Source organism: Baekduia alba (assembly GCF_028416635.1).
GTDB classification, from domain to species: Bacteria; Actinomycetota; Thermoleophilia; order Solirubrobacterales; family Solirubrobacteraceae; genus Baekduia; species Baekduia alba.
On sequence record NZ_CP114013.1, the window covers coordinates 2,371,268 to 2,398,041 of the forward strand.

Annotated in this window: 23 protein-coding genes; 14 read left to right on the top strand and 9 right to left on the bottom strand. The window is 73.2% G+C overall.

Annotated features, from left to right (window positions below; translation table 11 throughout):
- The first annotated feature begins 71 nt into the window (after nt 1-71).
- Nucleotides 72-1,562, top strand: coding sequence for an aminomethyl-transferring glycine dehydrogenase subunit GcvPB (gene gcvPB / locus DSM104299_RS11870; protein WP_432419780.1), 1,491 nt, complete (start codon nt 72-74; stop codon nt 1,560-1,562).
- 201 nt (nt 1,563-1,763) lie between these two features.
- Here gcvPB and DSM104299_RS11875 read toward each other — a convergent pair whose 3' ends face one another.
- The 4 genes from DSM104299_RS11875 to DSM104299_RS11890 form a co-directional block, all read right to left on the bottom strand.
- Entirely contained in the window at nt 1,764-3,122 is a 1,359-nt protein-coding gene (locus DSM104299_RS11875; protein WP_272477523.1) for a hypothetical protein, read from the bottom strand.
- Nucleotides 3,123-3,152: 30 nt separating this feature from the next.
- Entirely contained in the window at nt 3,153-5,429 is a 2,277-nt protein-coding gene (locus DSM104299_RS11880) for an MMPL family transporter (RefSeq protein ID WP_272477524.1), read from the bottom strand.
- A complete protein-coding gene (locus DSM104299_RS11885; RefSeq protein ID WP_272477525.1) occupies nt 5,426-6,676 on the bottom strand; it encodes a S8 family peptidase in 1,251 nt (416 codons plus the stop codon). Before DSM104299_RS11885 ends, DSM104299_RS11880 begins: the two co-directional genes overlap by 4 nt.
- Nucleotides 6,677-6,758: 82 nt before the next feature.
- Nucleotides 6,759-7,286 (bottom strand): DUF1360 domain-containing protein, encoded by a 528-nt coding sequence (locus DSM104299_RS11890; protein WP_272477526.1) that lies wholly within the window; start codon nt 7,284-7,286, stop codon nt 6,759-6,761.
- A gap of 73 nt (nt 7,287-7,359) precedes the next feature.
- On the opposite strand from DSM104299_RS11890, the gene trpS reads away from it, so the two are divergent.
- The 3 genes from trpS to scpB all read left to right on the top strand — a co-directional run bounded on the left by trpS (nt 7,360) and on the right by scpB (nt 10,083).
- Nucleotides 7,360-8,376, top strand: a complete 1,017-nt coding sequence (trpS, locus tag DSM104299_RS11895) for a tryptophan--tRNA ligase (RefSeq protein ID WP_272477527.1) — start codon at nt 7,360-7,362, stop codon at nt 8,374-8,376.
- A gap of 64 nt (nt 8,377-8,440) precedes the next feature.
- On the top strand, nt 8,441-9,214 hold the full coding sequence (locus DSM104299_RS11900; protein WP_272477528.1) for a segregation and condensation protein A: 774 nt from the start codon (nt 8,441-8,443) through the stop codon (nt 9,212-9,214).
- A complete protein-coding gene (gene scpB / locus DSM104299_RS11905; RefSeq protein WP_272477529.1) occupies nt 9,211-10,083 on the top strand; it encodes an SMC-Scp complex subunit ScpB in 873 nt (290 codons plus the stop codon). The genes DSM104299_RS11900 and scpB overlap by 4 nt, the downstream gene beginning before the upstream one ends.
- Here scpB and DSM104299_RS11910 read toward each other — a convergent pair.
- The 3 genes from DSM104299_RS11910 to DSM104299_RS11920 form a co-directional block, all read right to left on the bottom strand.
- Nucleotides 10,080-11,486 carry an ankyrin repeat domain-containing protein gene (locus DSM104299_RS11910; RefSeq protein WP_272477530.1) on the bottom strand — a complete coding sequence of 469 codons (1,407 nt, stop codon included), beginning with the start codon at nt 11,484-11,486 and terminating at the stop codon, nt 10,080-10,082. The genes scpB and DSM104299_RS11910 overlap by 4 nt on opposite strands.
- 201 nt (nt 11,487-11,687) lie before the next feature.
- Nucleotides 11,688-12,683: a dual-specificity RNA methyltransferase RlmN gene (gene rlmN / locus DSM104299_RS11915; protein ID WP_272477531.1), complete on the bottom strand. Its 996-nt coding sequence runs from the start codon at nt 12,681-12,683 to the stop codon at nt 11,688-11,690.
- A 20-nt stretch (nt 12,684-12,703) separates the two neighbouring features.
- Nucleotides 12,704-13,042, bottom strand: coding sequence for a hypothetical protein (locus DSM104299_RS11920; protein WP_272477532.1), 339 nt, complete (start codon nt 13,040-13,042; stop codon nt 12,704-12,706).
- A gap of 22 nt (nt 13,043-13,064) precedes the next feature.
- Here DSM104299_RS11920 and DSM104299_RS11925 point away from each other — a divergent pair, with 22 nt between their 5' ends.
- Nucleotides 13,065-13,793: a pseudouridine synthase gene (locus DSM104299_RS11925; RefSeq protein WP_272477533.1), complete on the top strand. Its 729-nt coding sequence runs from the start codon at nt 13,065-13,067 to the stop codon at nt 13,791-13,793.
- Here the strand turns inward: DSM104299_RS11925 and DSM104299_RS11930 are convergent.
- Nucleotides 13,729-15,093 carry a GGDEF domain-containing protein gene (locus DSM104299_RS11930; protein WP_272477534.1) on the bottom strand — a complete coding sequence of 455 codons (1,365 nt, stop codon included), beginning with the start codon at nt 15,091-15,093 and terminating at the stop codon, nt 13,729-13,731. The two genes, DSM104299_RS11925 and DSM104299_RS11930, sit on opposite strands and share 65 nt — an antisense overlap.
- Nucleotides 15,094-15,201: 108 nt before the next feature.
- On the opposite strand from DSM104299_RS11930, the gene aroH reads away from it, so the two are divergent.
- The 5 genes from aroH to aroA all read left to right on the top strand — a co-directional run bounded on the left by aroH (nt 15,202) and on the right by aroA (nt 20,483).
- The gene (aroH, locus tag DSM104299_RS11935; protein ID WP_272477535.1) at nt 15,202-15,582 is read left to right on the top strand and encodes a chorismate mutase; all 381 of its coding nucleotides are present in this window, start codon (nt 15,202-15,204) and stop codon (nt 15,580-15,582) included.
- A gap of 59 nt (nt 15,583-15,641) precedes the next feature.
- Complete coding sequence (locus DSM104299_RS11940; protein WP_272477536.1) at nt 15,642-16,742, top strand: pyridoxal phosphate-dependent aminotransferase; 1,101 nt, start codon at nt 15,642-15,644, stop codon at nt 16,740-16,742.
- Nucleotides 16,743-17,050: 308 nt separating this feature from the next.
- Complete coding sequence (aroF, locus tag DSM104299_RS11945) at nt 17,051-18,097, top strand: 3-deoxy-7-phosphoheptulonate synthase (protein ID WP_432419781.1); 1,047 nt, start codon at nt 17,051-17,053, stop codon at nt 18,095-18,097.
- The gene (locus DSM104299_RS11950) at nt 18,094-19,176 is read left to right on the top strand and encodes a prephenate dehydrogenase/arogenate dehydrogenase family protein (protein ID WP_272477538.1); all 1,083 of its coding nucleotides are present in this window, start codon (nt 18,094-18,096) and stop codon (nt 19,174-19,176) included. The genes aroF and DSM104299_RS11950 overlap by 4 nt, the downstream gene beginning before the upstream one ends.
- The gene (gene aroA / locus DSM104299_RS11955; RefSeq protein WP_272477539.1) at nt 19,173-20,483 is read left to right on the top strand and encodes a 3-phosphoshikimate 1-carboxyvinyltransferase; all 1,311 of its coding nucleotides are present in this window, start codon (nt 19,173-19,175) and stop codon (nt 20,481-20,483) included. Before DSM104299_RS11950 ends, aroA begins: the two co-directional genes overlap by 4 nt.
- Here the strand turns inward: aroA and DSM104299_RS11960 are convergent.
- Complete coding sequence (locus DSM104299_RS11960) at nt 20,438-21,739, bottom strand: MFS transporter (protein WP_272477540.1); 1,302 nt, start codon at nt 21,737-21,739, stop codon at nt 20,438-20,440. The genes aroA and DSM104299_RS11960 overlap by 46 nt on opposite strands.
- A gap of 56 nt (nt 21,740-21,795) precedes the next feature.
- Here DSM104299_RS11960 and cmk point away from each other — a divergent pair, with 56 nt between their 5' ends.
- Genes cmk through metK form a run of 4 tightly spaced genes read left to right on the top strand, consistent with a single transcriptional unit; the run spans nt 21,796 to nt 26,556 of the window.
- A complete protein-coding gene (gene cmk / locus DSM104299_RS11965) occupies nt 21,796-22,398 on the top strand; it encodes a (d)CMP kinase (protein ID WP_272478087.1) in 603 nt (200 codons plus the stop codon).
- Between the two features lie 49 nt (nt 22,399-22,447).
- Entirely contained in the window at nt 22,448-23,776 is a 1,329-nt protein-coding gene (der, locus tag DSM104299_RS11970) for a ribosome biogenesis GTPase Der (RefSeq protein WP_272477541.1), read from the top strand.
- Between the two features lie 45 nt (nt 23,777-23,821).
- Nucleotides 23,822-25,324 carry a hypothetical protein gene (locus DSM104299_RS11975; RefSeq protein ID WP_272477542.1) on the top strand — a complete coding sequence of 501 codons (1,503 nt, stop codon included), beginning with the start codon at nt 23,822-23,824 and terminating at the stop codon, nt 25,322-25,324.
- Nucleotides 25,321-26,556 (top strand): methionine adenosyltransferase, encoded by a 1,236-nt coding sequence (metK, locus tag DSM104299_RS11980; protein WP_272477543.1) that lies wholly within the window; start codon nt 25,321-25,323, stop codon nt 26,554-26,556. The genes DSM104299_RS11975 and metK overlap by 4 nt, the downstream gene beginning before the upstream one ends.
- Nucleotides 26,557-26,774 lie beyond the last annotated feature (218 nt).

Genomic DNA, 26,774 nt, shown 5'->3' on the forward strand with positions numbered 1-26,774 from the left:
ACGGCGACCCCGGCATCGAGGCCCATTCCTTGCATCACGAGATCCCGGTGTCGTCGGAAGGCGCGACGCCGATGCAGCGCGATCGCGCGACGACGATCTTCGAGAAGGGCGCCCCGGGCCGGCGCGCGTTCGTCGCGCCGAAGCTCGACGTGCCGGAGGTCGATCGCGACTCGGTGCTGCCGCCGCGGTTCCGCCGCGACGCCGCCGCCCGCCTGCCCGAGGTCAGCGAGCCGGAGCTGGTGCGCCACTACGTCAAGCTGTCGCGCCGCAACTTCGACCTCGACACGGGCTTCTATCCGCTGGGGTCGTGCACGATGAAGCACAACCCGCGGCTGCACGAGCGGGTCGCTGCGTTGCCCGGGCATTCGCGGCTGCATCCGCTGCAGTCGCCGGAGCGCTCGCAGGGCGCTTTGGAGCTGATGTACAACCTGGAGCGGGCGCTGGGCGAGGTGAGCGGGTTGCCGCACGTCTCGCTGCAGCCGTCGGCCGGGTCGCACGGCGAGTTGGCGGGCGTGTTGCTGACGCGGGCGTTTCATGAGGATCGCGGGCAGACGCGGCACAAGGTGCTGACCCCGGACACCGCGCACGGGACGAACCCGGCGACGGTGACGATGGCCGGCTTCGAGGTCGTCAAGGTCGGGACCAACCCCGACGGCGGTGTGGACCTCGACGATCTGCGGGCCAAGGCCGACGAGGACGTCGCCTGCCTGATGTTGACCAACCCCAACACCTTGGGCGTCTTCGACCCCAACATCACGGAGATCGCGAAGATCGTCCACGACGTCGGGGCGACGCTGTACTACGACGGCGCGAATTTGAACGCGATCATGGGCAAGGCCCGCCCGGGCGACATGGGCTTCGACATCGTGCACTTCAACCTGCACAAGTCGTTTACCCAGCCCCACGGGGGCGGCGGTCCGGGCTCGGGACCGATCGCGGTGAGCGAGCGGATGCGGCCGTACCTGATGAACCCGCGGATCGTCAAGCAGGACGACGGGGTCTTCGATCTCGACGACCACGGCTATGAGAAGTCGATCGGCCGGCTGCGTGGGTTCCAGGGCAACTACGGGTGCTTCGTGCGCTCCTACGCCTACATCTGCTCGCTCGGGGCCGACGGCCTGACCGACGCGTCGGAGACGGCGGTGCTCAACGCCAACTACCTGCTCGCGAAGCTCAAGGAGCACGGGGTGGCCGACAAGCTGCCGCTGGCCTTCGGCGACCTCTGCATGCACGAGTTCGTCCTGTCCGGTTCCCCGATGAAGAAGGACCTCGGGATCAAGACCCTGGACCTGGCCAAGCGCCTGCTGGACCACGGCTACCACCCGCCGACCGTCTACTTCCCGCTCCTGGTCGACGAGGCGCTGCTGGTCGAGCCCACGGAGACCGAGACCAAGGAGACGCTCGACGGCTTCGCCGAAGCGATCGCGCAGATCCTCGCCGAAGCCGGCGACGACCCCCTCATCGCCCAGAACGCTCCCTACACCACACCCGTCCGCCGCATGGACGAGGCGGCGGCGGCGAAGAGGCCGATCATCCGCCAGCCGCTGGGCGACGCGGCTTAGCGCCACCGCGGTCGACGCGCCTCCACGCTCGGTGGAGGCGCGTCTCGCTGCTGGCCGCGGTCGGCCGCCGTGGCGCCGCGAGCGCGAGCGCGGTCGCGCGTCGGTGGCGTCTCCGCCGCCACCGATCCTCCGCGGCGTCCGGTCGACGGCAGTTCGGGATTCCATACGAACCCCAATCCGCCGTCGACCTCCGGCGCGCGCCTACGACGCCTTCGTCAGCCGCGCCAGGCGCGGCTGGCCGGCCTTCGTCGAGGTCGCGTTGCACTGCCATGCGCCGAGGCCGTCGCCGGAGGTCGACAGGATCAGGGTCGGCGTCGCGCAGCGGGCGTCGCCGGAGCGCTGAGGCAGTTGGTGGTAGGTGCCCGGCGGGTCGCTGGAGGAGCTCGAACGGGCCGCGAGGATGCGGCTCGGGGTCGACGAGGCGGAGCCGTCGTCCCACAGGATCACCGCGCGGCCGGAGGCGTCGACGCCGGCGCCCATGTTCCGGACCGACCGGCTGCCCGATGGGCCGACGGCATGGGCCGAGCCCCAGCCGCCGGAGGTCGAGCGCAGCGTGATGCGCAGCGAGACGCCGGTCTTGCCGCCGGAGCCGACGGCGTAGAAGACGGCGACGCGGCCGTTGAGCGCGCCGGCCACGCTGGGCAACCAGCCCGGCGCGGTGGTCGCCAGCGTGCGCGGAGCGCCGAGGGTCGCGCTCCCGGCCGCCAGGTCGGCGGTCCGGACCGTCAGCGGCCCGGCGGGCGCGGTGGCCCCGCCGTCGCTCCATACGACCGTCAGCGCGCCGCTGGCCTGCACGACCGTCGTGACGTGCGGGTCCTGGGTCGTCGTCAGCGGCTGCTCGACCGGCGCCGCGAAGCCGCCGGCGCCGTCGCCGCGAGCGACGTCCAGCGTGGTCCCGGCGGGCGTGCTCCCGGTCCAGGTGACCACCGGCCGGGCGTTGGCGTCCACGGCGACGGCGAGGTTGAGCAGGACGGTGCCGGCCGCCGGCGTGGCGAGCGTCACCACCTGCGGTGGCTGGCCCGCGCGCAGCGTCGCGGCCCGCACCGTGCTCGGGGTCGCCGTGGTCGCGAAGTCCTCGACCCACGTCACGATCCCCGTGCCATCCGGGGTGATCGCCGCGGCGACCGCGTCGGCGCTCCCGACGGTCGGCAGCACGGTCGCCGTCCTCGGCAACGCGGTCCGCGCCCCGAGCGCGGCCGCCAGCCCGAACGGCCCGGCCTGGAGCGTGTCGAGGTTCCACGCGGCCACGAGCCGGCCGCCGGCGTTGACGGCCACGGCGGGCTCGTCGAACCCCGGCCGGCCGCCGGCGTCGACCGGCACGACGCCGCCCTGCGTCGCGTCGGCCTTGATCGCGCGCATCTGCGCGATCCGCGCCTGTGACGCGCCGCTGCTGCCGAAGAGCTGCACGCCCTGCCCGTTGGGTCCCGCGGCGTAGACGCCGACCGGGACCACGGACGCCGTGTGCGGGGTCGACCACCCCGGCGCGCTCGCCGACGCCGCTCCCGGCAGGGCCGCTGCGGCGATCAGCGCGACGGCGACGACGAGACCTGCGCGCGGCATGTGCATCGGAACGGCCTCCGGTCTAGGAGCTCAGGGGGACTTGGGGACGGACTTCTCGGCCACGCCGACCGGCACCACCGGCGACGCCGTCTCGGCCACGGCGCCGGCGGCGGCTTCGCGATCCCGCTGCCGGAACCACTCCGCGCCCTCGATCGAGAAGTCCGGCACGACACGGTCCAGCCACGACGGGAACCACCAGTTCGCCTTCCCGAGCAGCGTCATGACCGACGGGACCAGCAGGCAGCGCACGACCGTCGCGTCGACCGCGACCGCGACGCCCATCCCGACCCCGAACTGCTTGACGGTCGGGTCCCCGTTCAAGATGAAGGCGAAGAAGACGCTGACCATGATCAGCGCGGCCGAGGTGATGACCCGGCCGGTGTGCGCGACGCCGTCGATCACCGCCTGGCGGTTGTCGTGCGTGCGCTCCCAGGCCTCCTTGATATGGGTCATCAGGAAGACCTCGTAGTCCATCGACAACCCGAACAGGATCGCGAACATCATCAACGGCACGTAGCTGACGATCGCCACCGAGTCGTCGAGGCCGACGATCCCGACGCCCCAGCCCTTCTCGAAGACCGCGGTGACGACGCCGAACGCCGCGCCGATCGAGATGAGGTTCATGATCCCGGCGGTCAGCGGGATCACCAGCGAGCGGAACGCGAGCACGAGCAGCAGGAAGCTCAGGCCGACGACGACCGCGATCGTCAGGACCAGCCGGCCGGAGATCTCGTCGGCGAGGTCGACGTAGCCGGCGGTCGTGCCGCCGACGTCGGCGGTCATCTGCTGGTCCTTGGTCGCCGCCGGGATCGTCGTCTCGCGCAGGCGGCGCACGAGCTGCTCGGTGGCCTGGTCGGACGGCGCGGTCTTGGGCGTGACGGTCAGGACCGCCGCGGTCCCGTCGCCGTTGACCGACGGCGGTGAGACCGACGCCACGTCCTTGGTCGACCCGATGTCCTTGCTCAGCGCCGCCAGCCGCGCGTCGTCCGCGCCGGTCGCCGGCTTGGCCGACAGGTCGACCGCCACGAGCAGCGGCCCGTTGGAGCCGACGCCGAACGCCGCCGTCATCCCGTCGTAGGCGCGGCGCGCCTGCGTGTCGGTCGGCAGCGCGCCGTTGTCCTGCTGGCCGAGGTAGAGCGTGAGCGCCGGGATCGCGAGCGTGATCAGGAGGGCGAGCGCGGCCAGCGTCCCCACGGCCGGGCGGCGCGCGACGCCCTCGGCCCAGCGCTCCCAGCCGTGCGGACGCGCCGCGCCGGCGGTCGCGTCGGCGCGCCGGCGGTGCGGGAGCGCGAGCGCGTCGATGCGGTCGCCGAGGATCGCCAGCAGGGCCGGCAGGAGCGTGGTCGCGGCGGCCATCGCGACGAGGACGACGATCGCCGCCGTGTAGCCGAGCGTCGTCACCAGCGGGATGCCGACGACGGCGAGCGACAGCAGCGCGACGATCACCGTCGTGCCGGCGAACACGACCGCGCCGCCGGACGTGGCGGTGGCGCGCGCGATCGACTCTCGCGTGGCGAGGCCCGAGCGCCGCTGCTCCTGATGGCGCGTGACGATGAACAGCGCGTAGTCGATCCCGACGCCGAGGCCGATCATCGTCGCCAGCGTCGGCGCGACGGTCGGGACGTCGGCGACGTGGCTGATCAGCGTGATGATCGACAGGCCGCTGACCAGGCCGAGCAGCGCCGTGACGATGGGGAGGCCCATCGCGACGACGGTCCCGAAGGTGAGCAGCAGGACGAGCACCGCCATGCTCAGCCCGACCGCCTCGCTGGAGTGCGTCTCGGGCTTGGAGACCTTCTGCCCGACGTAGCCGCCGGCGGCGACCGCGAGGCCGGCCTTCGTGAGCGGCCCGGCCTCGTCGACGATGCGCTGCGCGTCGTCGGTCGTCAGGTCGCTGGGGGCGGCGCGCAGGTTGAGCGCGATGACGCCGATGCGCTGGTCCTGGGAGAGCAGCGACGCACCGGCCTGCGACAGGGGGCTCGTCGCGTCGCGCACGTCGGGGTCGGTCTTGAACGCGGCGACGGCGTCCGCGATGGGCTGCTGGTAGGCGTCGTCGGTGACCTTCTTGCCGGCGGGCGCGGTGAGGACGACGGGGTTGGTCCCGTTGGCCTGCTGGGGGAAGCGCGCGGTGAGCAGGTCGGTCGCCTGCTGGCTGTCGCTGCCCGGCAGCGTGAGGTTGTCGGTGGTGTTGGGGCCGGCGGCGCGCGCCCAGATCGCCAGGGTGGCGACGATCACGACCCACACGCCGACGACGATCCAGCGCCGCCGCACGCAGAACCCGCCGAGGCCGTAGAGGAGCGGGGTCACGAGCCCTCGTCCAGCGCGCGGTGGAGGTCCAGCCGGCCGCCGCTGGAGACCTTGCCCTGCAAGGACTGGAGATGGTCGACGCTGCTCAGCAGTCGCTGGCGGATCTCGCTGTAGGACGCCTTGGGGTCCTTGGCGCGCAGCATCGCCGCGGCGGCGGTGACGAACGGCGCGGCCATCGACGTGCCGCTCAGCACCTTGTAGCGGTCGGTCGGGTAGGTCGAGAGGATCGAGTCGCCGGGCGCCGCGAGGTCGACGCCCTTGGCGTCGAAGTTCGAGAAGCTCGCCAGCGTGTCGTCGGCCGTCGTGGCCGCGACCGAGATGATGTTGCCGTCGGCGTAGCTGGCGGGGTAGGAGGGGTCGGAGGCGAGGTCCTTGCCGTCGTTGCCGGCCGCGACGACGACCAGGACGCCCTTGCCCTTGACGTCCTCGATCTCGTCGTGCAGCGCCTTGGACGCGGTCGGCGCGCCGAACGAGCAGTTGATGACCTTGGCGCCGGCGTGGGCGGCGTACTGCATGCCGGCGATCGCGTCGGAGGTCGAGCCGCGCCCGCGCGAGTCCATGAAGCGGACCGGGACGATCGTCGTCGTCCAGCACGTCCCGGCGATCCCGGTCGCGTTGTTGGTCCGCCCGCCGATGATCCCGGCGACATGGGTGCCGTGGCCGTCGTCGTCGGTGGCGGAGTCCCGGCCCTTGGGGATGTTCACGCCGTAGTAGTCGTCGACGTAGCCGTTGTGGTCGTCGTCCTTGTCGTTGCCCGCGATCTCGTGCGGGTTGTGCCAGATGTTGGCCTTCAGGTCGGGGTGGGCGTACTCGACGCCGCTGTCGAGGGTGGCGACCTTCGCGCAGCTGGTGCGCTTGTCCCACGCCTCGCGCGCGGAGATCGAGCCGGTCCCGTCGCCGAGCGCGTACTGGCGCAGGAGGTCGGGGTCGTCGGGCGTGACGCTCTTGGTGAGGATCACGTCGGGCTCGACGTAGCGGACGTCGCGACGGCGCTCGAGGGCCCTGCGCAGCGCGGCGAGCGCGATCCCGTGGCGCGGCCGGACGACGACGGCGTCGATCGACCCCAGCCGCCGGGTGACCAGGCCGCCCGCACGGGCGGCGGCGGACGACGCATGGGACGCGGCGGTGGTGCTGGAGAAGCGTGCGATCAGCTGCCGGCTCACCGTGTCCGGTGCACCCGCACGTGCCGGAGTCGGGTGGACCTGCGACAGGACCACCACCGCGGCGACGAAGGCCGCGACATTCACGCGGTCAGGCTACAGACGCGAGTCGGGGCTGTGGGAAAGCTTCGTCGCGGCGACCGATCAGGAATGCGGTGCGCCGGTGGGGTCAGCCGCGCGGGCGCTCGAAGCGGCGGACGTTGTCGGCCGCGCCCGCCTCGGCCGGCGTCGCCGCGCGCTGCTGGGCGACGTTGGCCTGCGCGCACAGCGTCGTGAAGCCCGTCTGCAGCCAGTCGTTGGCCGCGGCGAGCGCGAGCACGGGGAGGACGACCTGGGCTTCGCGCGGTCGCAGCATGCGCATCCCGACGAGTCCCAGAGCGCTCCAGGATCCGACGCAGCGCGTGCAGCTGAGCAGCTCGCCGACCGCGTAGCGCATCCGCCGGCCCTTCGGCCGCCGCTCGCCGTCCGGGCGCTCCTCCAGGAACGGCTCGCGGACCCACGAGTCGACCTTCTCCTTGGCCACCAACTTGGCCAGCGCGAACGTCGCGAGGCCCAGCACGGGCAGCTCGGCGGGCCGGATCGGCTCCGCCCCCTTCACGCGCGCGCCGACGAGCAGCGCGCCGGTCAGCGCGCCGTAGCCGGCGCTGAGCGCGGCGTAGTCGATGGGCTTGGTCGGCGTGCGGCTGACGGGATCCACGCCGCAGCGCTACCCGGCCCGGGTTCGAACCAAGCCGCGAGGTGCGGCGCGCGCTTCATAGACTTCCCAACCGATGCGCATCTTCAGTGGACTCCAGCCCACCGGCCGCAAGCACCTGGGCAACTACATCGGGGCGATCGTCCAGTACGTCGAGGGCCAGCAGCGGGCCGCGGACGCCGGCGACGTCGCGATCTACTGCGTCGTGGACCTGCACGCGATGACCGTGCCGTGGGTCCCGGGCGAGATGCGCGAGCGGGTCTACGACACCGCGTCGATCCTCCTCGCGGCCGGCCTGGACCCCGACCGCTGCATCTTCATCCGCCAGTCCGACGTGCCCGAGCACACCGAGCTCGCGTGGCACCTCGGCGCGGTCACCGCGCACGGCGACCTCAACCGCATGCACCAGTTCAAGGAGAAGTCCGCGAAGCAGCGCGACCTCGTCTCCTCCGACCTCTTCACCTACCCGGTGCTGATGGCCGCCGACGTCCTGGCTTACCGCGCCGACGAGGTGCCGGTCGGCGACGACCAGCGCCAGCACGTCGAGCTGATGCGCGACGTCGCCCAGCGCTTCAACGAGCGCTTCGGCGACGTGCTCGTCGTCCCGGAGCTGAAGATCCCGGAGGTCGGCGCGCGGATCATGGACCTCCAGGACCCGACCTCGAAGATGTCCACGTCGAGCGCGTCGCTGGAGGGCACGGTGCACGTCCTGGACGACGCGCAGGCCGTCGAGAAGAAGTTCAAGCGCGCGGTCACCGACTCCGAGGACCCGCCGCGGATCGTGCGCGACAAGTCCAAGCCGGGCGTCTCGAACCTCCTGGACATCCTCGCCGCCGCGCGGAGGACGACCGTGGAGGAGGCGACGGCGTCGCTGGCCGGCGCGCGCGGCTACGGCGACCTCAAGGTCGCGACGGCCGACGCGGTCAACGCGCTGCTCGCGCCCGTGCGCGAGCGCTACGTCGAGCTCCGGGCCGACGAGGACGCGCTGGAGGACATCTTCGCGGCCGGCGCCGAGAAGGCCCGGGCGATCACGCGCCCGGTCCTCGCCGACGTGCGCGAGGCGATGGGCGTGGGGCCCCGCCCACGGGGCTAGATCCTCGCTGTTTGCGGCCTTTCGGGCGTTGACCGTCGGGACCGGTCGCTACGGTCCCCCGGGTATGAGCACGCTGGTCGCCGAGCTCGAGCTCGACCTCGAGGTCTTCACGGGTCCGTTCGACCTCCTGCTGACGCTCGTCCTCCGCGAGGAGGTCGACCTGCTGGAGGTCGAGCTGGCCGACGTCGTGCTGTCCTACATCGACGTCCTCGAGTCCCGGGGCGAGCTCGACCTCGAGGTGGCGACCGAGTTCCTGGTGTTGATCGCGGCGCTGCTGGAGCTGAAGTCGCGGCTCATGCTCCCGCGCGAGGACGAGGAGCTGCTGGACGTCGAGCCCGACATCGCGGCCGAGGAGCTCCTGGCGCGCATGCTCGAGGCCAAGCGCTACCGCAGCGCGGCGCTGCACCTCATCGAGAAGCTGCACGGCGAGGACGGCGTCCGCTTCCGCAGCGCGCCGCTGCCGTCGCACCTGCGCTCGACCGACATCATGGACTTGGAGTCGGTCTACAAGCCGGCGCGGCTGGGCAAGGCCATCGGGTCGCTGCTGACGATGCCGCCGAAGGTCGACATCAGGCACCTCACGATCCCGCGCGTGTCGGTCGCCGACCGCCTCGCGCACCTGCGCCGCCTGCTGCGCACGCCGGGCCGGACGACGTTCGAGGCGGCCGTCGCCGGCGCCGATCGCGTCACCGTGTGCGTCACCCTGTTCGCGCTGCTGGAGCTCTACAAGCAGGGCGAGGCGACGTGGTCGCAGGACGAGCCGTTCGGCGAGATCGAGATCCGCTCGGGTGCGGCCGACGCCTCGGTGCCCGCGGCCGCGCGCACTGCCGCCGCGTGAGCGAGCTCGCGCGCACCGTCGAGGCGCTCCTCTTCCTCTCGGCCGAGCCGGTCACCGAGGTCGAGCTGATCGCCGCGTGCGAGTGCTCCGAGGAGGACTTCGTCGAGGCGCTGGCCGAGTTGCAGGAGGCGTTCGCGCCAGGCGCCCGCGGGCTGGAGCTGCGCGAGCTGGCCGGCGGCTGGACGCTTGCGACGGCGGCGGACACCGAGAACGCCGCGCGGCGGCTGCTGTCCAAGCCGCGGACGCCGCCGCTGTCGCCCGCCCAGGCCGAGACGCTGGCGATCATCGCCTACCTGCAGCCGGTGTCACGCCCGGAGATCACCCGCATCCGCGGTGTCAGCGCCGACAGCGCCGCCGGGACGCTGCTGGAGCGCGGCCTGATCGAGGAGTCCGGCCGCTCGCCCTTCGGCGCCGTGCTGTACCGGACGACGCCGCTGTTCCTGAAGCTCTTCGGCATGGCCTCGCTCGACGATCTGCCCGACGTCGAGGAGTGGGATCCCTCACCGGAGGAGGAGGCCGACCTCCGCGAGCGCCTGCTGCGCGCCGGCGAGGCCCGCGCCGGCTCGTCGCCGACGACCCAGCAGATGGGGGAGGACGGCGAGCCGATCGGCCTCGACGCCGCGGCCGAGGCCGCCAACGAGGCCGCGCTGGTGGCCGACGCCGAGGAGGGCGACGCCGCGGACCCGGCCGCCGAGGGCCTGACGCCCGCGGCGGACGCCGAGGCGGAGGCGGCGGAGCCGCTCGCGCCCGAGGCGGCGCCGGTGGTCGACGTCGCGCCGGCCGAGGCCGTCGCCGAGGCCGGTGACGCCGAGCCGGACGGCGACGACGAGCCGGACGGCGACGACGACGAGCCGCCCGCGGCGGCTTAGCCCGCCGCGGCCTCGCGCTCGCGCAGCAGCGCGGCGAGGTCGGCGTTGCCGCCCTGCGCGGCCCAGCCGGACGCCGGGCCGTCGTAGAGCGCGTCGCGCAGGGTCGGGTCGGCGCCCAGCTCCAGCAGCGTCTCGACCACGTCGCGCCGGCCGGCCTGCGCGGCGATCTGCAGCGCGGTCACGCGCTGGCCGTGCGAGGGGCCGCCGAAGGTCGCCCGCTGGTCGACGTCGGCGCCCAGCGCGACGAGCGTGCGCACCGCGGCGACGCGCCCCTGCGCCGCGGCCCACGTGAGCGCCGTGCCGCGGTAGACGTCGGCCTCGACCCGCGCGCCGCGCGCCACCAGCAGCTCGACCGCCTCGACCCGGTCGGCCCGCGCCGCCCACGACAGCGCCTCGTCGACGATCTCCTGCGGGTCGTCGACGGGCGTCCACGCCGGGAACCCGCCGTGCGGCCGGTAGAAGCCGCGCAGCGCGCCCGCCGCGTCGCTGACGATCCCGTCCTCGCCGACCAGCTCGGCGATCCGGTCCAGGTCGCCCGTCCCCGCCCCGACGCGCAGGTTGTCCGGCCAGCGCCCGGCCGCCAGCAGCACCTCGACGACCGCGCGGTGGCCCCAGAACAGCGCGACCACCAGCGGCGTCCCGCCGGCCCCGCGCGCGCTCACGTCCGCCGGCGCGCCGGCCGCCAGCAGCACCTCGGCCAGGTCCACGCGGTCGGAGTAGGCGGCCTGGTGCAGCGGCGTCCAGCCGTGCGCGTTGGGATGCGCGACGTCGGCGCCCGCGGCGATCAGCACCTTCAGCGAGCCGACGTCGGAGGCCATGTTGATCAACGCGTTGCCGTTGGTCCCGTTGGCCCGCGCCAGCTCCGGGAAGCGCTCCAGCAGCTGGCGCAGCGACCCGTCGGCGCCCGCCTCGATCGCCTCGTAGGCGCGCCGGAACGGGTCGCCGTCCTCGCGCAGCGCCACGACATGGCGCTTGAGCGCCGACCACGTCTCGAACCCGTGCCGGTGCGCGACGATCGCCCGCGCGCCCGCCGGCGTCAGCTCCGCGCGCTCGGCCTCGAAGCGCATGGTCGCCTCCGGCGTTCCGTCCTGCGCGCTGGCCAGCAGCCCGTCGGCGCGTCCCTCGTAGTAGTCGACGGACTCGTGGAACGCGTGCTCCAGCCCTTCGCCGTAGAGCGACGCACGCTCGACGTAGGCGCGCATCCGCGGCCAGGACGCGAAGCCGTACTCGCGCGCCAGGACGTGCTGAGCGCCCGCGAGCTTCAACGGCTTCTTCGGGTCGGCGCGGTGCGCGGCCGCGCGCTCCAGGGCGGCGGCGTCGCCGCGCGCATGGGCGCGGGCGAGCTCCTTGGCCTGGCGGCGCAGCTGCTCCAGGCTCGGCGCGGCGGGCAGGGACGGGGTCATGGCAGCCTCCTCCTCGAAATCGCTCGTGGTCCGCCGGCGCGAGCAGAGGGAAGGTCGCGGTCCGTTGCAAGTCCTATGACAGGGTGGGCTCGGCCCTTTCCGCGGACGGGACGCGGCCCCGGCCGCGCTCCCAGGGAGCCTAGCTCTCGACGCCGGCGGATGCCGCGCTGGCGGCCGGCACCGCGAAGGACGCCGTCGGCGTCAGGACGCCTGCGCCAGGGCCTTGGCGGCCAGCTGGCCGCACGCGGCGTCGATGTCCTGCCCGCGCGTCAGCCGCACGGTCGCGCCGATGCCGTGCTCTTCGAGCGCGGCCTTGAACGCCGCGATCGCCTCGCGCCCCGAGCCGTCGTAGGTCCCGGTCGGGTTGTAGGGGATCAGGTTGATCTTGTACTTCTTGGGATCGAGCACCTTGGCCAGCTGCACGGCCTGGGCGTAGGAGTCATTGACGCCCTTGAGCATCACGTACTCGATGAAGACCATGCGCTTCTTGTTCTTATAGAACTTCTCGCACGCCGCGAGGACCTGCGAGAGCGGGTAGCGGTCGTTGACCGGCATGATCTGGGACCGCAGCGCCTCGTCGGCCGCGTGCAGCGACAGCGCCAGCCGGATCGGCATGTCGCTCTCGGCGAGGCGCTCGATGCCCGGCGCCCAGCCGACCGTCGAGATCGCGGTGCGCCGGTGCGAGATGCCGACGTCGGGCAGCCTGCGGCAGGCGTCGAGCACGTTGTCGAGGTTCATCATCGGCTCGCCCATGCCCATGAAGACGACGTGGTCGACCGCCTCGATGCGCCGGAAGTGCAGCGCCTGGTCGAGGATCTCGCTCGCGGTCAGGTTGCGGCCGAACTTCATCGCGCCGGTCGCGCAGAACGTGCACGTCAGCGGGCAGCCCGACTGCGACGACAGGCACAGCGAGCGCCGCCCGTCGCGGTAGCGCATCAGCACGGCCTCGACCGGCCGGCCGTCCTTGCGCGTGTTGAACAGCGCCTTGATCGTGCCGTCCTTGGAGTGCGCCTCGTTCGTGACGTCCAGCGTCGAGAACGGCACCCGCTCGGTCAGCGCGGCCCGGACGTCGGCCGGCACGTTGGTCATCGCGTCGTAGCCCGCGACGCCGCGCGCGGTCCACTCCCACACCTGCTTGGCGCGGAAGGCGGGCTGGCCGAGGTCGGCGAGGGTGCTGTCGAGGAGCTCGAGGTCCATGGGCGTTCGACCGCTACAGGCTAGCCCTGCGCGCGCGGCACCTCCGCGACCGTCACGACCAGCCCGCCGAACTCCGCCTGGACGAGCACGGAGTCGCCGGTCCCGAGGTCGGTCGTCGCCGCGCCGACGAAGTCGCCTTCCAGCAGCACGAGCGTCGCGCTGCCGACCGCGAACGCCTCGACGCGGCCCGGCGGCGGGTCGATCAGGACGACCTCGCCGTCGTCGCGCACCAGCAGCGGCCCGGACACGCTCAGCCCGGTGTTGCCGACCGCCGCGCCCGCGCTCTGCGTCGCCGCCACGACCTGCCGGCCCAGCCGTCCGCGCAGCCACGCGACCAGGCCGTCGAAGTCCATCGTCATGCCGGTAGCCTCGCATCCCGACATGCGCCTCGCGAAGTACCTCGCTCACGCCGGCGTCGCCTCCCGCCGCGCCGCGGAGGCGATCATCGCCGACGGGCGCGTCAGGATCGGCGGCGACGTCGTCACCGACCCCGCCCGCGACGTCGACGGCACCGTGCCCGTCAGCGTCGACGGCAACGCCGTCGCGATCGGCGACGACAAGACGGTCTGGATCGTCCACAAGCCCCGCGGCGTCGTGTCGACGGCCAAGGACACGCACGACCGGCCCACGGTGGTGGACATGGTCGACGCGCCCGGCACGCGGCTCTATCCCGTCGGCCGCCTCGACGCCGACACGACCGGGTTGATCCTGCTGACCGACGACGGCGACCTCGCCAACCGCCTCACGCACCCGCGCTACGAGGTCCCGAAGGTCTACGTCGCCAGCGTCGGCCGCGGCGGGATCGCGGTGCCCGACCAGGCGCTCCGGCGCCTGCGCGAAGGCGTACAACTCGATGACGGGCGCACCGCGCCGGCCGGGGTGCGCCAGCTCAAGCCGGGCGTCCTGGAGATCACGCTGCGCGAGGGCCGCAAGCGGCAGATCAAGCGCATGTGCACCGAGGTCGGCCATCCGGTCCACCGGCTCCAGCGCGTCGCGTTCGGGCCCCTGCGCCTCGGCGACCTGCGCGAGGGCAAGGTGCGGCGGCTCACCCCCGCGGAGGTCCAGCGCCTGCGCGACGCAGCGGCACCACCTGACCGCGCATCGGGCTGACCACCTGGTCGCGCCCGTGCGCCTTGGCCTGGTTGAGCGCGAGGTCGGCGGCGACGAGCGCCTCGGCGATCGCCTCGTCGCCGCGGCCGACCATCGCGATCCCGGCCGACGCCGTCGTCCGGACGTCGTGGGCCCAGGTGCCGACTCGCTGCTCGCGGATCGCCGCGATCGCGCGGTCGATCGCCAGCGTGACGCCGTCGACGTCGGTGTCGGGCAGGACGATCAGGAAGCCCTCGTCGCCGGCACGGCCGAGGACGTCGGCGTCGCGCACCAGCCCGCGCAGCCGTCCGGCCACCGACATCAGGACCGCGTCGGCCGCCAGCGGCCCGTGCCGGTCGCCGATCGCCTTGAGGCCGTCGACGTCGATGAGCGCGACGCCCAGCGGCGCGCCGTCCGCGCGGGAGCGGTGCAGCTGCTCGGCGGCGACGAGCGTCGCCGCGCGCGTCTTGACGCCGGTCAGCGCGTCGGCGGCGCCGGCGCGGTGGTCGGCGACCGTGCCGAGCGCGCCGAGCCGGCTCACGCCGCCGATCAGCAGCGCGAGCAGCAGAGCGGACGCGACGAGGTCCAGCAGCGACGACGCGTACCAGCCGACGGTCGAGCGCTCGAGCGTCGCCAGCGTCAGCGCGGTCGCCGCCAACAGGCAGGCCACGACGATCAGCAGGCGGCGCTCGACCGCGCTGCGCCGGCCGCGACGCGCGACGACGACGAGCGCGAGGAGGTCCAGGCCGACGACCAGCGGGCCGGCGAGCACGCCGAGGTCCGAGAGCCTGCCGTCCTCGACGATCGTCGGCAGGTCCGAGCCCAGGGACACGATCACCCAGGTCAGCAGCGCGGCGGCGCAAGCCACGGTCGCGAAGGCGAGCGTGAGCGCGCGGGCGCGCCGGGCGGTCGGCCCGGCCAGCCGGCGCCGGACCGTCGCGGGGCCGCCCCACAGCGCCGCGGCGAGCCCGATCGGCAGCGCGCCGTGCGCGATCGCCCACAGCCACGCCGGCGCCTGGCCGCCGGCGCTCAGGACGCCGGCGTCGGTCAGCGCGCCAGGCGCGATCAGCAGGTGGACGACCGCCAGCAGCCCCGCGGCGAGGTAGGCGCACGCCAGCCCGAGCAGCTGGGCTGAGCCGCGGCTCAGGAAGTGCGCGGCCAGGAGCGCGGCGGTCACGAGGTCGCAGACGACGGCCGCCGACAGGCACAGCGGCAGGAACGCGCGGCTCGCGCCGAGGTCGTCGCGCAGGAACGGAAGCAGCGCGAGGCAGCCGGCGAGCAGGCCGAGCACGAGCACGCGACGAGCGGCGGGGGGCGCCATCACCTCGGCAATCGACCGCGGACGGCGCAGGGCGCAGAGCGCCTGGACGAACGAGCGACCAAAACGGGCCGATTGTGTTCCAAATCGGCCTCGCGGTCCAGGTTTGGCATGATCCCGCGCCGAATGCGGCTGTTTGCTCTACGCGGCGCCATCACCGTCGATCGGAACACGTCCGAGGCCATCCTCGGCGCGACTGAGTGGCTGATGCGCGAGATCATGAAGCGCAACGACCTCGTGCCGGAGGACGTCGTCAGCTGCCTGTTCACGCTGACCGAGGACCTCGACGCCGAGTTCCCGGCCGTCGCGGCGCGCCAGCTGGGCTTCGGCCACGTGCCGCTGATGTGCGCCCGCGAGGTCCCGGTCCCGGGCTCGCTGCCGCGCGTGATCCGCGTGATGATGCACTACTACGCGGCCGACGAGCACGAGGCCAAGCACGTGTACCTGGGCGACGCCCGCAAGCTGCGCCTCGACCTCGAGTCCGCGCAGTAGCGACCGCGATCGGGCGCCGGCGCGCCGCGCGAGCGGGGCGGGCCTTAACATGGGGCGCAATGGCGATCGAGTTCTCCGCGGCCGTCAGCCGCATCCCCGTCTATCCCGCTGCCGAGGCCTACGCGCTGCCCGAGGACGTCGCGCTGCTGGCGTCCAACGAGTCGCCCGAGCCGCCGCTCGAGCCCGTGATCGCCGCCGTCGCGGCGATCCTGACCGGGGTCAACCGCTATCCGGACCCGACGAACGCCAAGCTGCGCGGCGCGCTGTCGGACCGCTACGGCGTCCCGGCCTCGCGGATCGCGATCGGCAACGGCTCGTGCGACATCCTGCTCGCCGCCGGCGAGGCGCTGCTCGAGCCGGGCGCCGAGCTCGTCTACGCGTGGCCGGCGTTCAGCGTCTACCCGCACCTCGCCGCCGCCACGGGCGCGACCGACATCCAGGTGCCGCTCAACGACGCCCAGGAGCACGACCTCGACGCGATGGCCGCCGAGATCACCGCCGCCACGCGCCTGGTGATCGTGTGCAACCCCAACAACCCGACGTCGACCGCGATCCCGCTGGACGACATCGCGGCGTTCCTGCGGAAGGTCCCCAAGCACGTCTGCGTGATCCTCGACGAGGCCTACTGCGAGTACAACACGCTCGACGACCCGGACGCCTCGATCGACCTGCTGGCCAAGCACCCCAACCTGGTCCTGCTGCGCACGTTCTCCAAGGTGTACGGGTTGTGCGGGCTGCGCGTGGGCTACGCGCTCTGCGGCTCCGACGTGTTCGTCACCGCGGTCAACCAGGTCCGCCAGCCGTTCTTCTGCAACGCCGCCGCGCAGGCCGCCGCGGTCGAGTCGCTCAAGCACGGCGACGCGGTCGCCCAGCGCGTCGAGCGCTCGATCGTCGCGCGCATCGAGATCGAGGACGGCCTCGGCGAGCTCGGCATCCGGGCCGCCGCCTCCCAGGCGAACTTCGCCTGGTTCGACCTGCCGACGCCCGAGGGTCGCGAGCCCGCGGAGTTTGAGGCCGAGATCGTCGCGGGGTTGAGCGCGCGCGGGATCCTCGTGCGCGCCGGGACCGCCCTGGGCCGCGTGGGCGCGCTGCGTGTGACGTACGGCACACCGCAGCAGAACCAGCGCTTCCTGGCAGGGCTCGGCGAGCTCCTGGGCTAGCCGGGCGCGCGATCGTCTGCTTCAATACATCGCGCTTCATGTCCCGCTCGCCCTTCACCACGCGCGCTCCGCACGCCGGCCACACGGCCGTCGCGGATCTCGCTGCGGGCAGCGGCACGTACACCGCTTGGTATTGGCGATTTAGCTAGGCGCTCGGCCGGCCGTGTTGGCCGTGTCCGCATCGGACCCTCCGGGTCGAGCGCCGATAGAGCCTCCCTCCGTGCGCGCACTGCTGCGCCACGCCGCAGCTGTCGCCGCAGTCGCCTCCCTAGACTTCCACCCCAAGCCCCAGAAGGAACACCAAGATGATGATCGTGATGAAGCCGACCGCCACGGACGAGCAGGTCCAGGCGGTGATCGAGCGGATCGAGTCCGTTGGTGCCCACGCGCACCCCAGCCGCGGCGAGGAGGTGACGATCATCGGCGCGATCGGCGACCGCGAGCATGTCGCGCGCCTCGGCCTCGAAGGCCACGAGGGCGTCGAGAAGGTCGTCCCGATCCTCAAGCCCTACAAGTTGGCTTCGCGGCAGATCAAGGGCGACCAGCGCACGGTCCTGACGATCGGCGGCAAGCTGATCGGCGGCGACCACTTCGGCCTGATCGCCGGCCCGTGCACGGTCGAGACGCGCGACCAGACGCTCGACACCGCCGACGCGATGCTCGCCGCCGGCGCCACGATGTTCCGCGGCGGCGCCTACAAGCCGCGCACGTCGCCCTACGCCTTCCAGGGCCTCGGTCAAGAGGGGCTGCGCCTGCTCGCGGAGGCCAAGCGGCGAACCGGCCTGCCGATCGTCACCGAGCTGATGGACGCGCGCGACATCGAGGCCGTCGCCGAGGTCGCCGACGTCATCCAGATCGGCGCGCGCAACATGCAGAACTACCCGCTGCTCTCCGAGATCGGCCGCAGCGGCCTGCCGGTGCTGATCAAGCGCGGGCTGTCGGCGACGCTGGAGGAGCTGATCATGGCCTCCGAGTACGTCCTCAAGGAGGGCAACGAGTCGGTGATGCTCTGCGAGCGCGGCATCCGGACCTTCGAGACCGCGTACCGCTTCACCTTGGACCTGACCGCGATCCCGGTGCTCAAGGAGATGACGCACCTCCCGATCGTCGTCGACCCGTCGCACGCCGCGGGGCGCCGCTCGCTGGTCGAGCCGCTGTCGCTGGCCGCCGCCGCCGCGGGCGCCGACGGCATCATCGTCGAGACGCACCCGGAGCCCGACGAGGCGATCTGCGACGGCCCGCAGCAGCTGCGCGTCGACGAGTTCAACGCCTACGCCCGCAAGGTCGAGCAGGCCGCGGAGCTGGCCGGCAAGCTGCCCTTCGGCGCCGCCGCCGCCCAGGGCGCGGCTGCGTGAGCGACGCCGGCGCCGAGCCGCCGTCGTTCCGGGTCGCGGTCCTCGGGCTCGGCCTCATCGGCGGCTCCGTCGGCCTCGCCGCGCGTGAGCGCCTCGGCGCCCACGTCGTCGGCTTCGACCCCGACCCGGCGGTGCGCGAGCGCGCCGTCGAGCTCGGCGCGGTCGACCGGGCGGTCGACCAGGTCGCGGCCCTCGGCGACGCCGACGTCGCGGTCGTCGCCGCGCCGGTGCACGCGCTGCGCGAGCGGATCGCCGAAGCGTGCGCGCACGTCGCCGGCGCGGTGGTCACCGACGTCGGCTCGACTAAGCACGCGCTCGTCGAGGCGTCGCCCGGCGATCCGTACATCGGCGGCCATCCGCTGGCCGGCGCCGAGGTCGCCGGCGTCGAGCACGCGCGCGCCAACCTCTTCGCCGGCGCCACCTGGTACCTGACGCCGCGCGCCGACAGCGAAGGCATCCTGCTCGAGCGGCTGCATCGCTTCGTCGTCGGGCTCGGCGCGGTCCCGACCGTCATCGGCCACGGCGACCACGACCGCCTGATGGCCGCCTTCTCGCACGTCCCGCACGTGGTCGCCAACGCGCTCGTCGCGCAGGCCACCCGGGCGCTGGGGGAGGAGGCGATCCCGGTCGTCGGCCCGTCGTTCCGCGACGCCACCCGCGTCGCCGGCGCCAACCCGCCGCTGTGGGCCGGGATCTACGACGCCAACCGCGAGGCCGTCCTCGACGGGCTGGACGCGACGATCGCCGAGCTGCAGGCGGCGCGCGCGCTGCTGGCGGCCGACACCGACGACGCGCGCGGGCAGGTCGCGGCCTGGCAGGCCGCGATCGGCGACCAGCGCCGCGCGCTCCTGGACATCGGCATGACCGGCGGCTCGCTGCACGAGATCCGCCTCGTCGTGCCCAACCGCCCCGGCGTGATCGCCGATCTCGCCCTCACCCTCTCCCGCGCAGGGATCAACATCCACGACATGAGCCTCTCTCCCCAGCCCGACTTCCGCAGCGGCGAGGTCGCGCTGTGGGTCGCCGAAGACCACGCCGACCGCGCCCGCGCGCTGGTCGAGGAGGTGCTCGCGCCGTGACGAGGACCGTGCGCTTCGCGCCCGCCCGCAAGCTGCGCGGCACGGTCACGCCGCCGGCCGACAAGTCGATATCGCACCGTGCCGCGATCTTCGGCGCGATGGCGGCCGAGCCGGTCCGGGTGCGCAACTACCTGCACGCCGAGGACACGATCTCGACCCTCGACGCGGTGCGCCAGCTCGGCGCGCTGGTCACCGTCGACGACGACGGCCTGGTCACGATCCGCGGCACCGGCCTGCGCAACACCACCGAGCTCGACGCGCCGATCGACGTCGGCAACGCGGGCACGCTGATGCGCCTGCTGCCCGGCTGGCTCGCGGGGCAGGAGGGCAGGTCCTACACCTTGGACGGCGACGCCTCGATCCGGCGCCGCCCGGTCGACCGGATCGCCGACCCGCTGCGCCGGATGGGCGCGACGATCGACGCGACCGACGACCGCCTGCCGCCGTTCACCGTGCATGGCGCGCACCTGCGGTCGATCGCCTACGACATGCCCGTGGCGAGCGCGCAGGTCAAGTCCTGCGTCCTGCTCGCCGGCCTCGTCGCCGACGGCGCGACGACGGTCATGGAGCCTGCGCCCTCGCGCGACCACACCGAGCGGATGCTCGCGGCCTCCGGCGTCACGGTCCACCGCAACGGCCGCCATGTGACGGTGACCAACGTCGACGAGCTGGTGCTCGACGACCTCGTCGTCCCGGGCGACCCGTCGTCCGCCGCCTTCCTGATCGCCGCCGGCGTCCTGGTCTCCGGATCGCGGATCTCGATCCTGGGCAGCGGCACGAACTGGACGCGCACGGGCTTTCATCGGATCGTCCAGCGCATGGGCGGGATCGTCGTCGGCGAGCTGGAGGAGGAGCTCGGCGACGGCGTCGTCGGGACCGAGCCCGTCGCCGACCTCGAGGTCGCGCACGGCCCGCTGACCGGCACCGAGGTCGAGGCCGAGGAGGTCCCGCTGGCGATCGACGAGCTGCCGCTGGTGGCGCTGCTCGGCTGCTTCGCCGAGGGCGAGACGGTGGTCCGGGGCGCGGGCGAGCTGCGGCTGAAGGAGTCCGACCGGATCGCGACCGTCGTGGACGGCCTCAACGGCCTGGGCGGCGACCTGGAGGCCACCGACGACGGCTTCGTCGTGCGCGGCACCGGCGGGCTGAAGGGCGGGACGATCGCCTCGCACGGCGACCACCGCCTGGCGATGCTCGGCGCGATCGCCGGCCTGGCCTCCGACGAGGGCGTCGAGGTCGTCGGGATGGAGGCGGCCGACGTCTCCTACCCGACCTTCGCGAACGACCTGGCGTCGCTGCTCGGCGGCTGACCCACCGCCGCGGCTCGCGCGGCGGCCTCGGCGCGCGCGACCCCGCCGTCCTGCGCCCGCAGGCCGGGCACGGCGTACAGCGTCACGAGCGTCACGCCGCCGGCCAGCACGCCGGCGACGAGCAGGACCGCCGACGCGCCGAAGGCCGCGGCGGCCGGGCCGGTCAGCGCGAACGACAGCGGCGTCAGCGCGGTAGATACCAGCCAGTCCAGCGACGCCACGCGGCCGCGCAGCCCAACCGGCACGCGCACCTGCATCATCGTCGCCCAGATCGGGTTGCCGAGGCCGCTGAAGAGCCCGAAGCAGAAGCTGCAGAGCACGAGCTGCCAGACGGCGACGGCCAGCGCGTAGCCGCACAGCGCGAAGCCGGCGATGCCCCAGACCCAGTACAGGACCGTGACCTCGCGGCGTGGCATCCCGAGCACGCCGATCGCCGCGGTCCCGATGACCGACGCGATGCCCTCAGCTGCCAGCACCAGGCCGAACTGGCCCGCGGTGCCGCCGAGGTCGTGGTCGATGCGGATCGGGAGCAGGACCTCGGTCGGCCCGTAGAAGACCAGCAGCGCCAGCGCGGCCATGACGAGCGTCGCCCACAGCCACACCTGGCCGCGCACGAACACGGCCGCCTCGCGCACCTGGCGGCGCAGCGGCTCGTGCTCGCCCTCGTGGACCGGGATCCGGGCGCGCATCGCCAGCAGGCAGGCCATCGAGACGGCGAAGGTCCCGGCGTCGACGAGCAGCGCGCCGCCGACGCCGATCAGCGCGACGGTCGCGCCGCCCAGCGCCGGGCCGACGAACCGCAGCGCGATCGGCCTCAGCGACTGCTGCAGCGCGTTGGCCTGGACCAGCACCTCGGCCGGGACGAGCTCCGGGACGATCGCGCTCATCGCCGGGCCCGACAGGCCCTCGCCGGCGCCGAAGACGAAGCTCAGCGCCACGAGGTGCCAGATCTCCAGCGTGCCGGCGAGCGACAGCCCGCCCGCCGTGCCGACCGCGACGAGCCGCACGGCGTCGGCGACGAGCAGCTGGCGGCGCTTGTCGTAGCGGTCGGCCAGCAGCCCGCCCGCGACCAGGAAGCCGACGATCCCGAGCGACCAGCCGAGGCCCACGACGGCCAGCGCGCCGGCCCCGCCGCCGAGCCCGAGCACGGCGAACGGGAGGGCGACGAGGTAGATCCCGTCCCCCAGCAACGACACCAGCGTGCCGCCGACGAACAGCGCGAAGTCTCTCTCCCGAAGAGGCCCGATCAGCCGCAAGAAGTTGCGCAGGATGCCACACCGGCGCTCGGACGCCTACCCTCCCGCGCGTGCTTGTGGCCATTGATGGACCTGCCGGAGCCGGCAAGTCGACCGTGGCGCGCGCTGCCGCGCGCGCCCTCGGCTTCACCTACCTCGACACCGGAGCGATGTACCGGAGCGTCGCGCTGGCCGCTGCGCGCGGTCGCGAGGACGCCGGATCGCTCGACATCGCCTTCGACGGCGACCGCGTCCTGCTCGACGGCGAGGACGTCACGACGGCGATCCGGACGCCCGAGATCAGCGAGCGCGCCTCGGTCGTCGCCAACGACGCCGCGGTGCGCGAGGCGCTCGTCGGCCGCCAGCGCGCGCTGATCGCCGACGGCGACTACGTGGCCGAGGGCCGCGACATCGCCACGGTCGTCGCGCCCGGCGCCGAGGTCAAGGTGTACCTGACCGCCCACCCGGCCGAGCGCGCCCGCCGCCGGGCCGCGGAGCTGGGCATCGACGACCACGAGTCGGTCGCCGCCGACCTGCTCTCGCGCGACGAGCGCGACTCCGGCCACGGGCGCACGACGCTCGAGCCGGCGCCCGGCGCCGTCGAGCTGGACACCACCGGCATGTCGATCGACGACGTCGTCGCCGAGATCGTCGCCCGCGTCGAGGCGGTGCGGGCATGAGGTCGAACGCTGCAGTCGTTGCTGGTTCGTCATGGCGGAGGCACGTTCGATGAGCGGTCCGGGCCCGAAGGTCGCCGTCCTCGGCTACCCCAACGTCGGCAAGTCCTCGCTGGTCAACCGGCTGAGCGAGTCGCGCGTCGCGGTCGTCCACGAGGCGCCTGGGATCACGCGCGACCGCAACGAGGTCGCGTGCGAGTGGAACGGCCGGGCCTTCACGCTGATCGACACCGGCGGCATGGACATGTTCGACGAGGACCCGATGGCCGGGTCGATCCGCGAGCAGGCGCAGGCCGCGATGAACGACGCCGACATCGCGCTGCTGGTCGTCGACGGGCAGGCGGGCACGCGGCCCGGCGACGAGGAGCTCGCCGACCTGCTGCGCCGCTGGAGCAAGCCGGTCGTCGTGGTCGCCAACAAGATCGACTCGGTCAAGGACGTGCCGTCGGCGACCGAGTTCTACAGCTTGGGCCTGGGCGATCCGGTCGCGGTCTCCGCGACGCAGGGCCTGGGCACCGGCGACCTCCTGGACCGCGTCGTCTCGGTGCTGCCCGAGGGCGACTTCGAGCCCGAGGACGACGAGACGATCCGCCTCGCGCTGATCGGCCGGCCGAACGTCGGCAAGTCGTCGCTGGTCAACAAGTTCGTCAAGTCCGACCGCGTGATCGTCAGCGACGTCGCGGGCACGACGCGCGACGCGATCGACCTGCCGATGGAGGTCGACGGGCGGCGCGTGATCGTCGTCGACACCGCGGGCATGCGCCGCCAGTCCAAGGTCACGGAGTCGGTCGAGTACTACACCACCTTGCGTTCGCAGCGGGCGGTGGAGCGCGCCGACGTGGTGCTGGTGATCTGCGACGCGCACGACGGCGTGACCGCGCAGGACCTGCGGATCGCCGAGCTGGCGATGAAGGCCGGGTGCGCGACCGCGCTGGTGCTCAACAAGTGGGACATCGCGCCGATGGAGGAGGGCGCGCTGGACCACGAGCGGGCCAAGGTGAACAACAAGCTGCGGCTGCGGCCCAAGGTGCTCACGGTGTCCGCCGTCTCCGGGCGCAACGTGGAGCGCCTGCTCAAGGAGGCGATCATCCTCGGCGACCGCGTCCGGACGCGCATCCCGACGCCCCAGCTCAATCGCTTCCTCGGCGAGGTCGTGCAGGAGCGCCAGCCGCCCGCCAAGCAGGGCTCGCGCCTGCGCCTGCTGTACATGACGCAGTTCGAGACGCGCCCGCCGCGCTTCGCGATCCAGGTCAACTCGCGCAATCGAGTGACGCGCGACTACGCCTACTTCGTCGAGAATCGTCTCCGGCAGCGCTTCGGGATGGACGGCATCCCGTTGATCATCGACTTCAAGGAGCGCGCGAATCGCCGCGATGAGTAGCCCGCGAGACACGACACGCCGCTGGGCGGCGATCCGGGCAGCGCGATGACCGCTGATGCCCCGGAGCGGGAACGGGACGAGGAGCGCGGTGCGGAGACGAGGAAGGGCGACGGCGGCGGCAGGTCGCCGCGCGTCGCGCTGACCGCGCGGGGGCGGCGCTTCGCGCTCGCCGGCGCGGTCGCGGTCCTCGTCCTCGCCGTCGTGGCGGTCGTGGCGCTCGCGGGTGGAGGAGACGGTGGTGGCTCCTCGGCGCCGGCGTCGAGCGCGGCGCAGCTCGTCCCGGCCAACGCCCTGGTCTACGTCCACCTCTCGACCGACCGCGGGCGCGGCGCGACGACGGAGGCCGCCAAGGTCGCCGACGCGTTCCCGAGCTGGCCGGCGCTGCGCGACGGCATCGTCACGCGGCTGCAGGCGCCGGGCTGCGACGTCGCCGCCAAGGCGCTGAAGACCGCCGACGAGGCCGCGCTGGCGATCTTCGACACCGGCAGCGGCTCGCGGGCGAACTCGCTCGTCCTCGTCGACACCGGCAAGGACCACCCGAACCCCAAGCAGCAGGCCTGCGGCTCGCTGACGTCGAGCTACGTCGGGAAGTTCCTGGCGATCGGCCAGCCCGAGTCGCTGCTGCTCGCCGACAAGCTCGCGCACGGCAAGGGCGGCACGTCGCTGGCCGACGCGTCCGGGCCCAAGGCGGAGTTCGCGAAGCTGCCGGAGGACCGCGTGGCCGACGGCTGGCTGAGCGCGGACGGCATCCGGCGCCTGCTCGCGCCGCAGGGCGGGGTGCTGGGCGCCGCGGGCGTCCTGTTCGACCAGGCGGCGCTGAAGGGCGCGGCGTTCGGCGTCAGCGCGCATGACGACGAGGTCAAGCTCGACGTGCGGTCGCAGCTGGATCCGAAGCTGAAGTCCCGCGCGAACGCCGGGTCGGGGTTCAAGACGTTCAAGCCGACGCTGGCCGACGACGTGCCGGCGACCGCGATGGCCTATCTGGGCGTGAGCAACCTGGCGCCCGCCCTGCAGCGCCTGCTGGCCGCCGCAGGGACGTCGTCGGCGACGCTCAAGCCGCTGGTCGGGCAGCTCAGCAAGCCGCTGTTGAAGGTCTTCCCGGGCGAGGCGGCGATCATCCTGACGTCCAAGACGCCGGCGCCGGTGCTGACGATCCTGGCCGAGGCCAAGAACCAGGACGCGGCGCGCCAGGCGCTCGCCGGGCTGCCCGCCGCGGTGCGCAAGAGCTTCGCGACGGCCGTCTGGGACGGCAAGGTGGCGGTGTCGACCGACCCGTCCGGGATCGACGCCGTGAAGGCCGACGGACAGCACCTGTCGGACACCGAGAATTGGCAAAAGGCAGTCGGGAATCACCCTGAATCGGTGTCCTCGCTACTCTTCCTGGACTTCAGCAGGCTGTTGACGCTGGGGGAGGCCACCGGCCTGAGCGACTCGAGCGCCTACCGGGCTGCCAAGGCCGACCTCCAGAGGGTTCGCGCCATCGGCGCGGCGACCTCCGGCAACGACAGCGAATCGACCGCGGAGATCTCCCTCCTTCTCACTTCATGAGCAGCTACGCCGACAACGAGTACCTCTTCACTTCAGAGTCCGTGACCGAGGGTCACCCGGACAAGGTCGCCGACCAGATCTCGGACGGTGTCCTGGACGCGGTCCTCAAGGACGACCCGAACGGCCGTGTGGCCTGCGAGACGCTGGTCAACACCGGCCTCGTCGTGGTCTCGGGCGAGATCTCGACCAACACCTACGTCGACATCCAGGAGATCGCGCGCGAGACGATCCGCAAGATCGGCTACGTGGACGCCGACCTGGGCTTCAGCGCCGACAGCGCCGCGGTCCTCAACGCGATCGACAAGCAGTCGCCCGACATCGCCCAGGGCGTCGACCAGGCCTACGAGTCCCGGACCGATCCGTCCGACGACGACGCGCTTGACGTCGCCGGCGCCGGCGACCAGGGCATGATGTTCGGCTACGCGTCCAACGAGACGCCCGAGCTGATGCCGCTGCCGATCTCGCTGGCCCACAAGCTGGCCAAGCGCCTCGCGGACGTCCGCAAGGCCGAGGTCGTCCCGTACCTCCGTCCCGACGGCAAGACCCAGGTGTCGGTCCGCTACCGCGACGGCCGCCCGGTGGAGATCGAGAAGCTCCTGATCTCCACGCAGCACAAGGAGGGCGCCGAGTCGTTGATCCCGGACGACCTCTGGGAGCACGTCGTCGAGCCGGTCCTGCCCAAGGACCTCTACGACGCCGGCAAGCTGCGCAAGTCGTTCCTGGTCAACCCGACCGGTCGCTTCGTCATCGGCGGTCCCGTGGGTGACGCGGGCCTGACCGGCCGCAAGATCATCGTCGACACCTACGGCGGCTTCGCCCGCCACGGCGGCGGCGCCTTCTCGGGCAAGGACCCGTCGAAGGTCGACCGCTCCGCGGCGTACGCGGCCCGCTGGGTCGCCAAGAACGTCGTGGCCGCCGGCCTGGCCGACCGCGCCGAGGTGCAGGTCGCCTACGCGATCGGCGTCGCGCACCCGGTCTCCGTGCTGGTCGAGACCTTCGGCACCGAGAAGATCGGCCGCGGCAAGATCGCCGAGCTCGTCGACCAGTTCTTCGACCTGCGCCCGGGCGCCTTCCGCCACACCCTGGACCTGCACCGGCCGATCTACCAGAAGACCGCCGCCTACGGCCACTTCGGCCGCGACGACCACGACTTCACGTGGGAGCGCACCGACAAGGCCGCCGAGCTGGCGGACGCCGCCGGCCTCAGCGCGCCGGCGACGCCGACGGCGTAGCCGCGGAGCGACCAAGGCATAGGAGCTCGAGGGAGGGCGGCCGGCTGGGCCGCCCTTCGTCGTTCTCGGGTGACGGCGCCCTGCTCGCCGTCGGCGGTGCTCGCCGGGCCGGCCGCGGTCGTCGCGGCTGGTGCTGCCACCGCCTCCGCACCGGTGCGTGGTCGTTCCTGGCGTGCCGCCGTCGGGCGGTCTCCGTCGGCGCTGGTCGCGACGGGAGC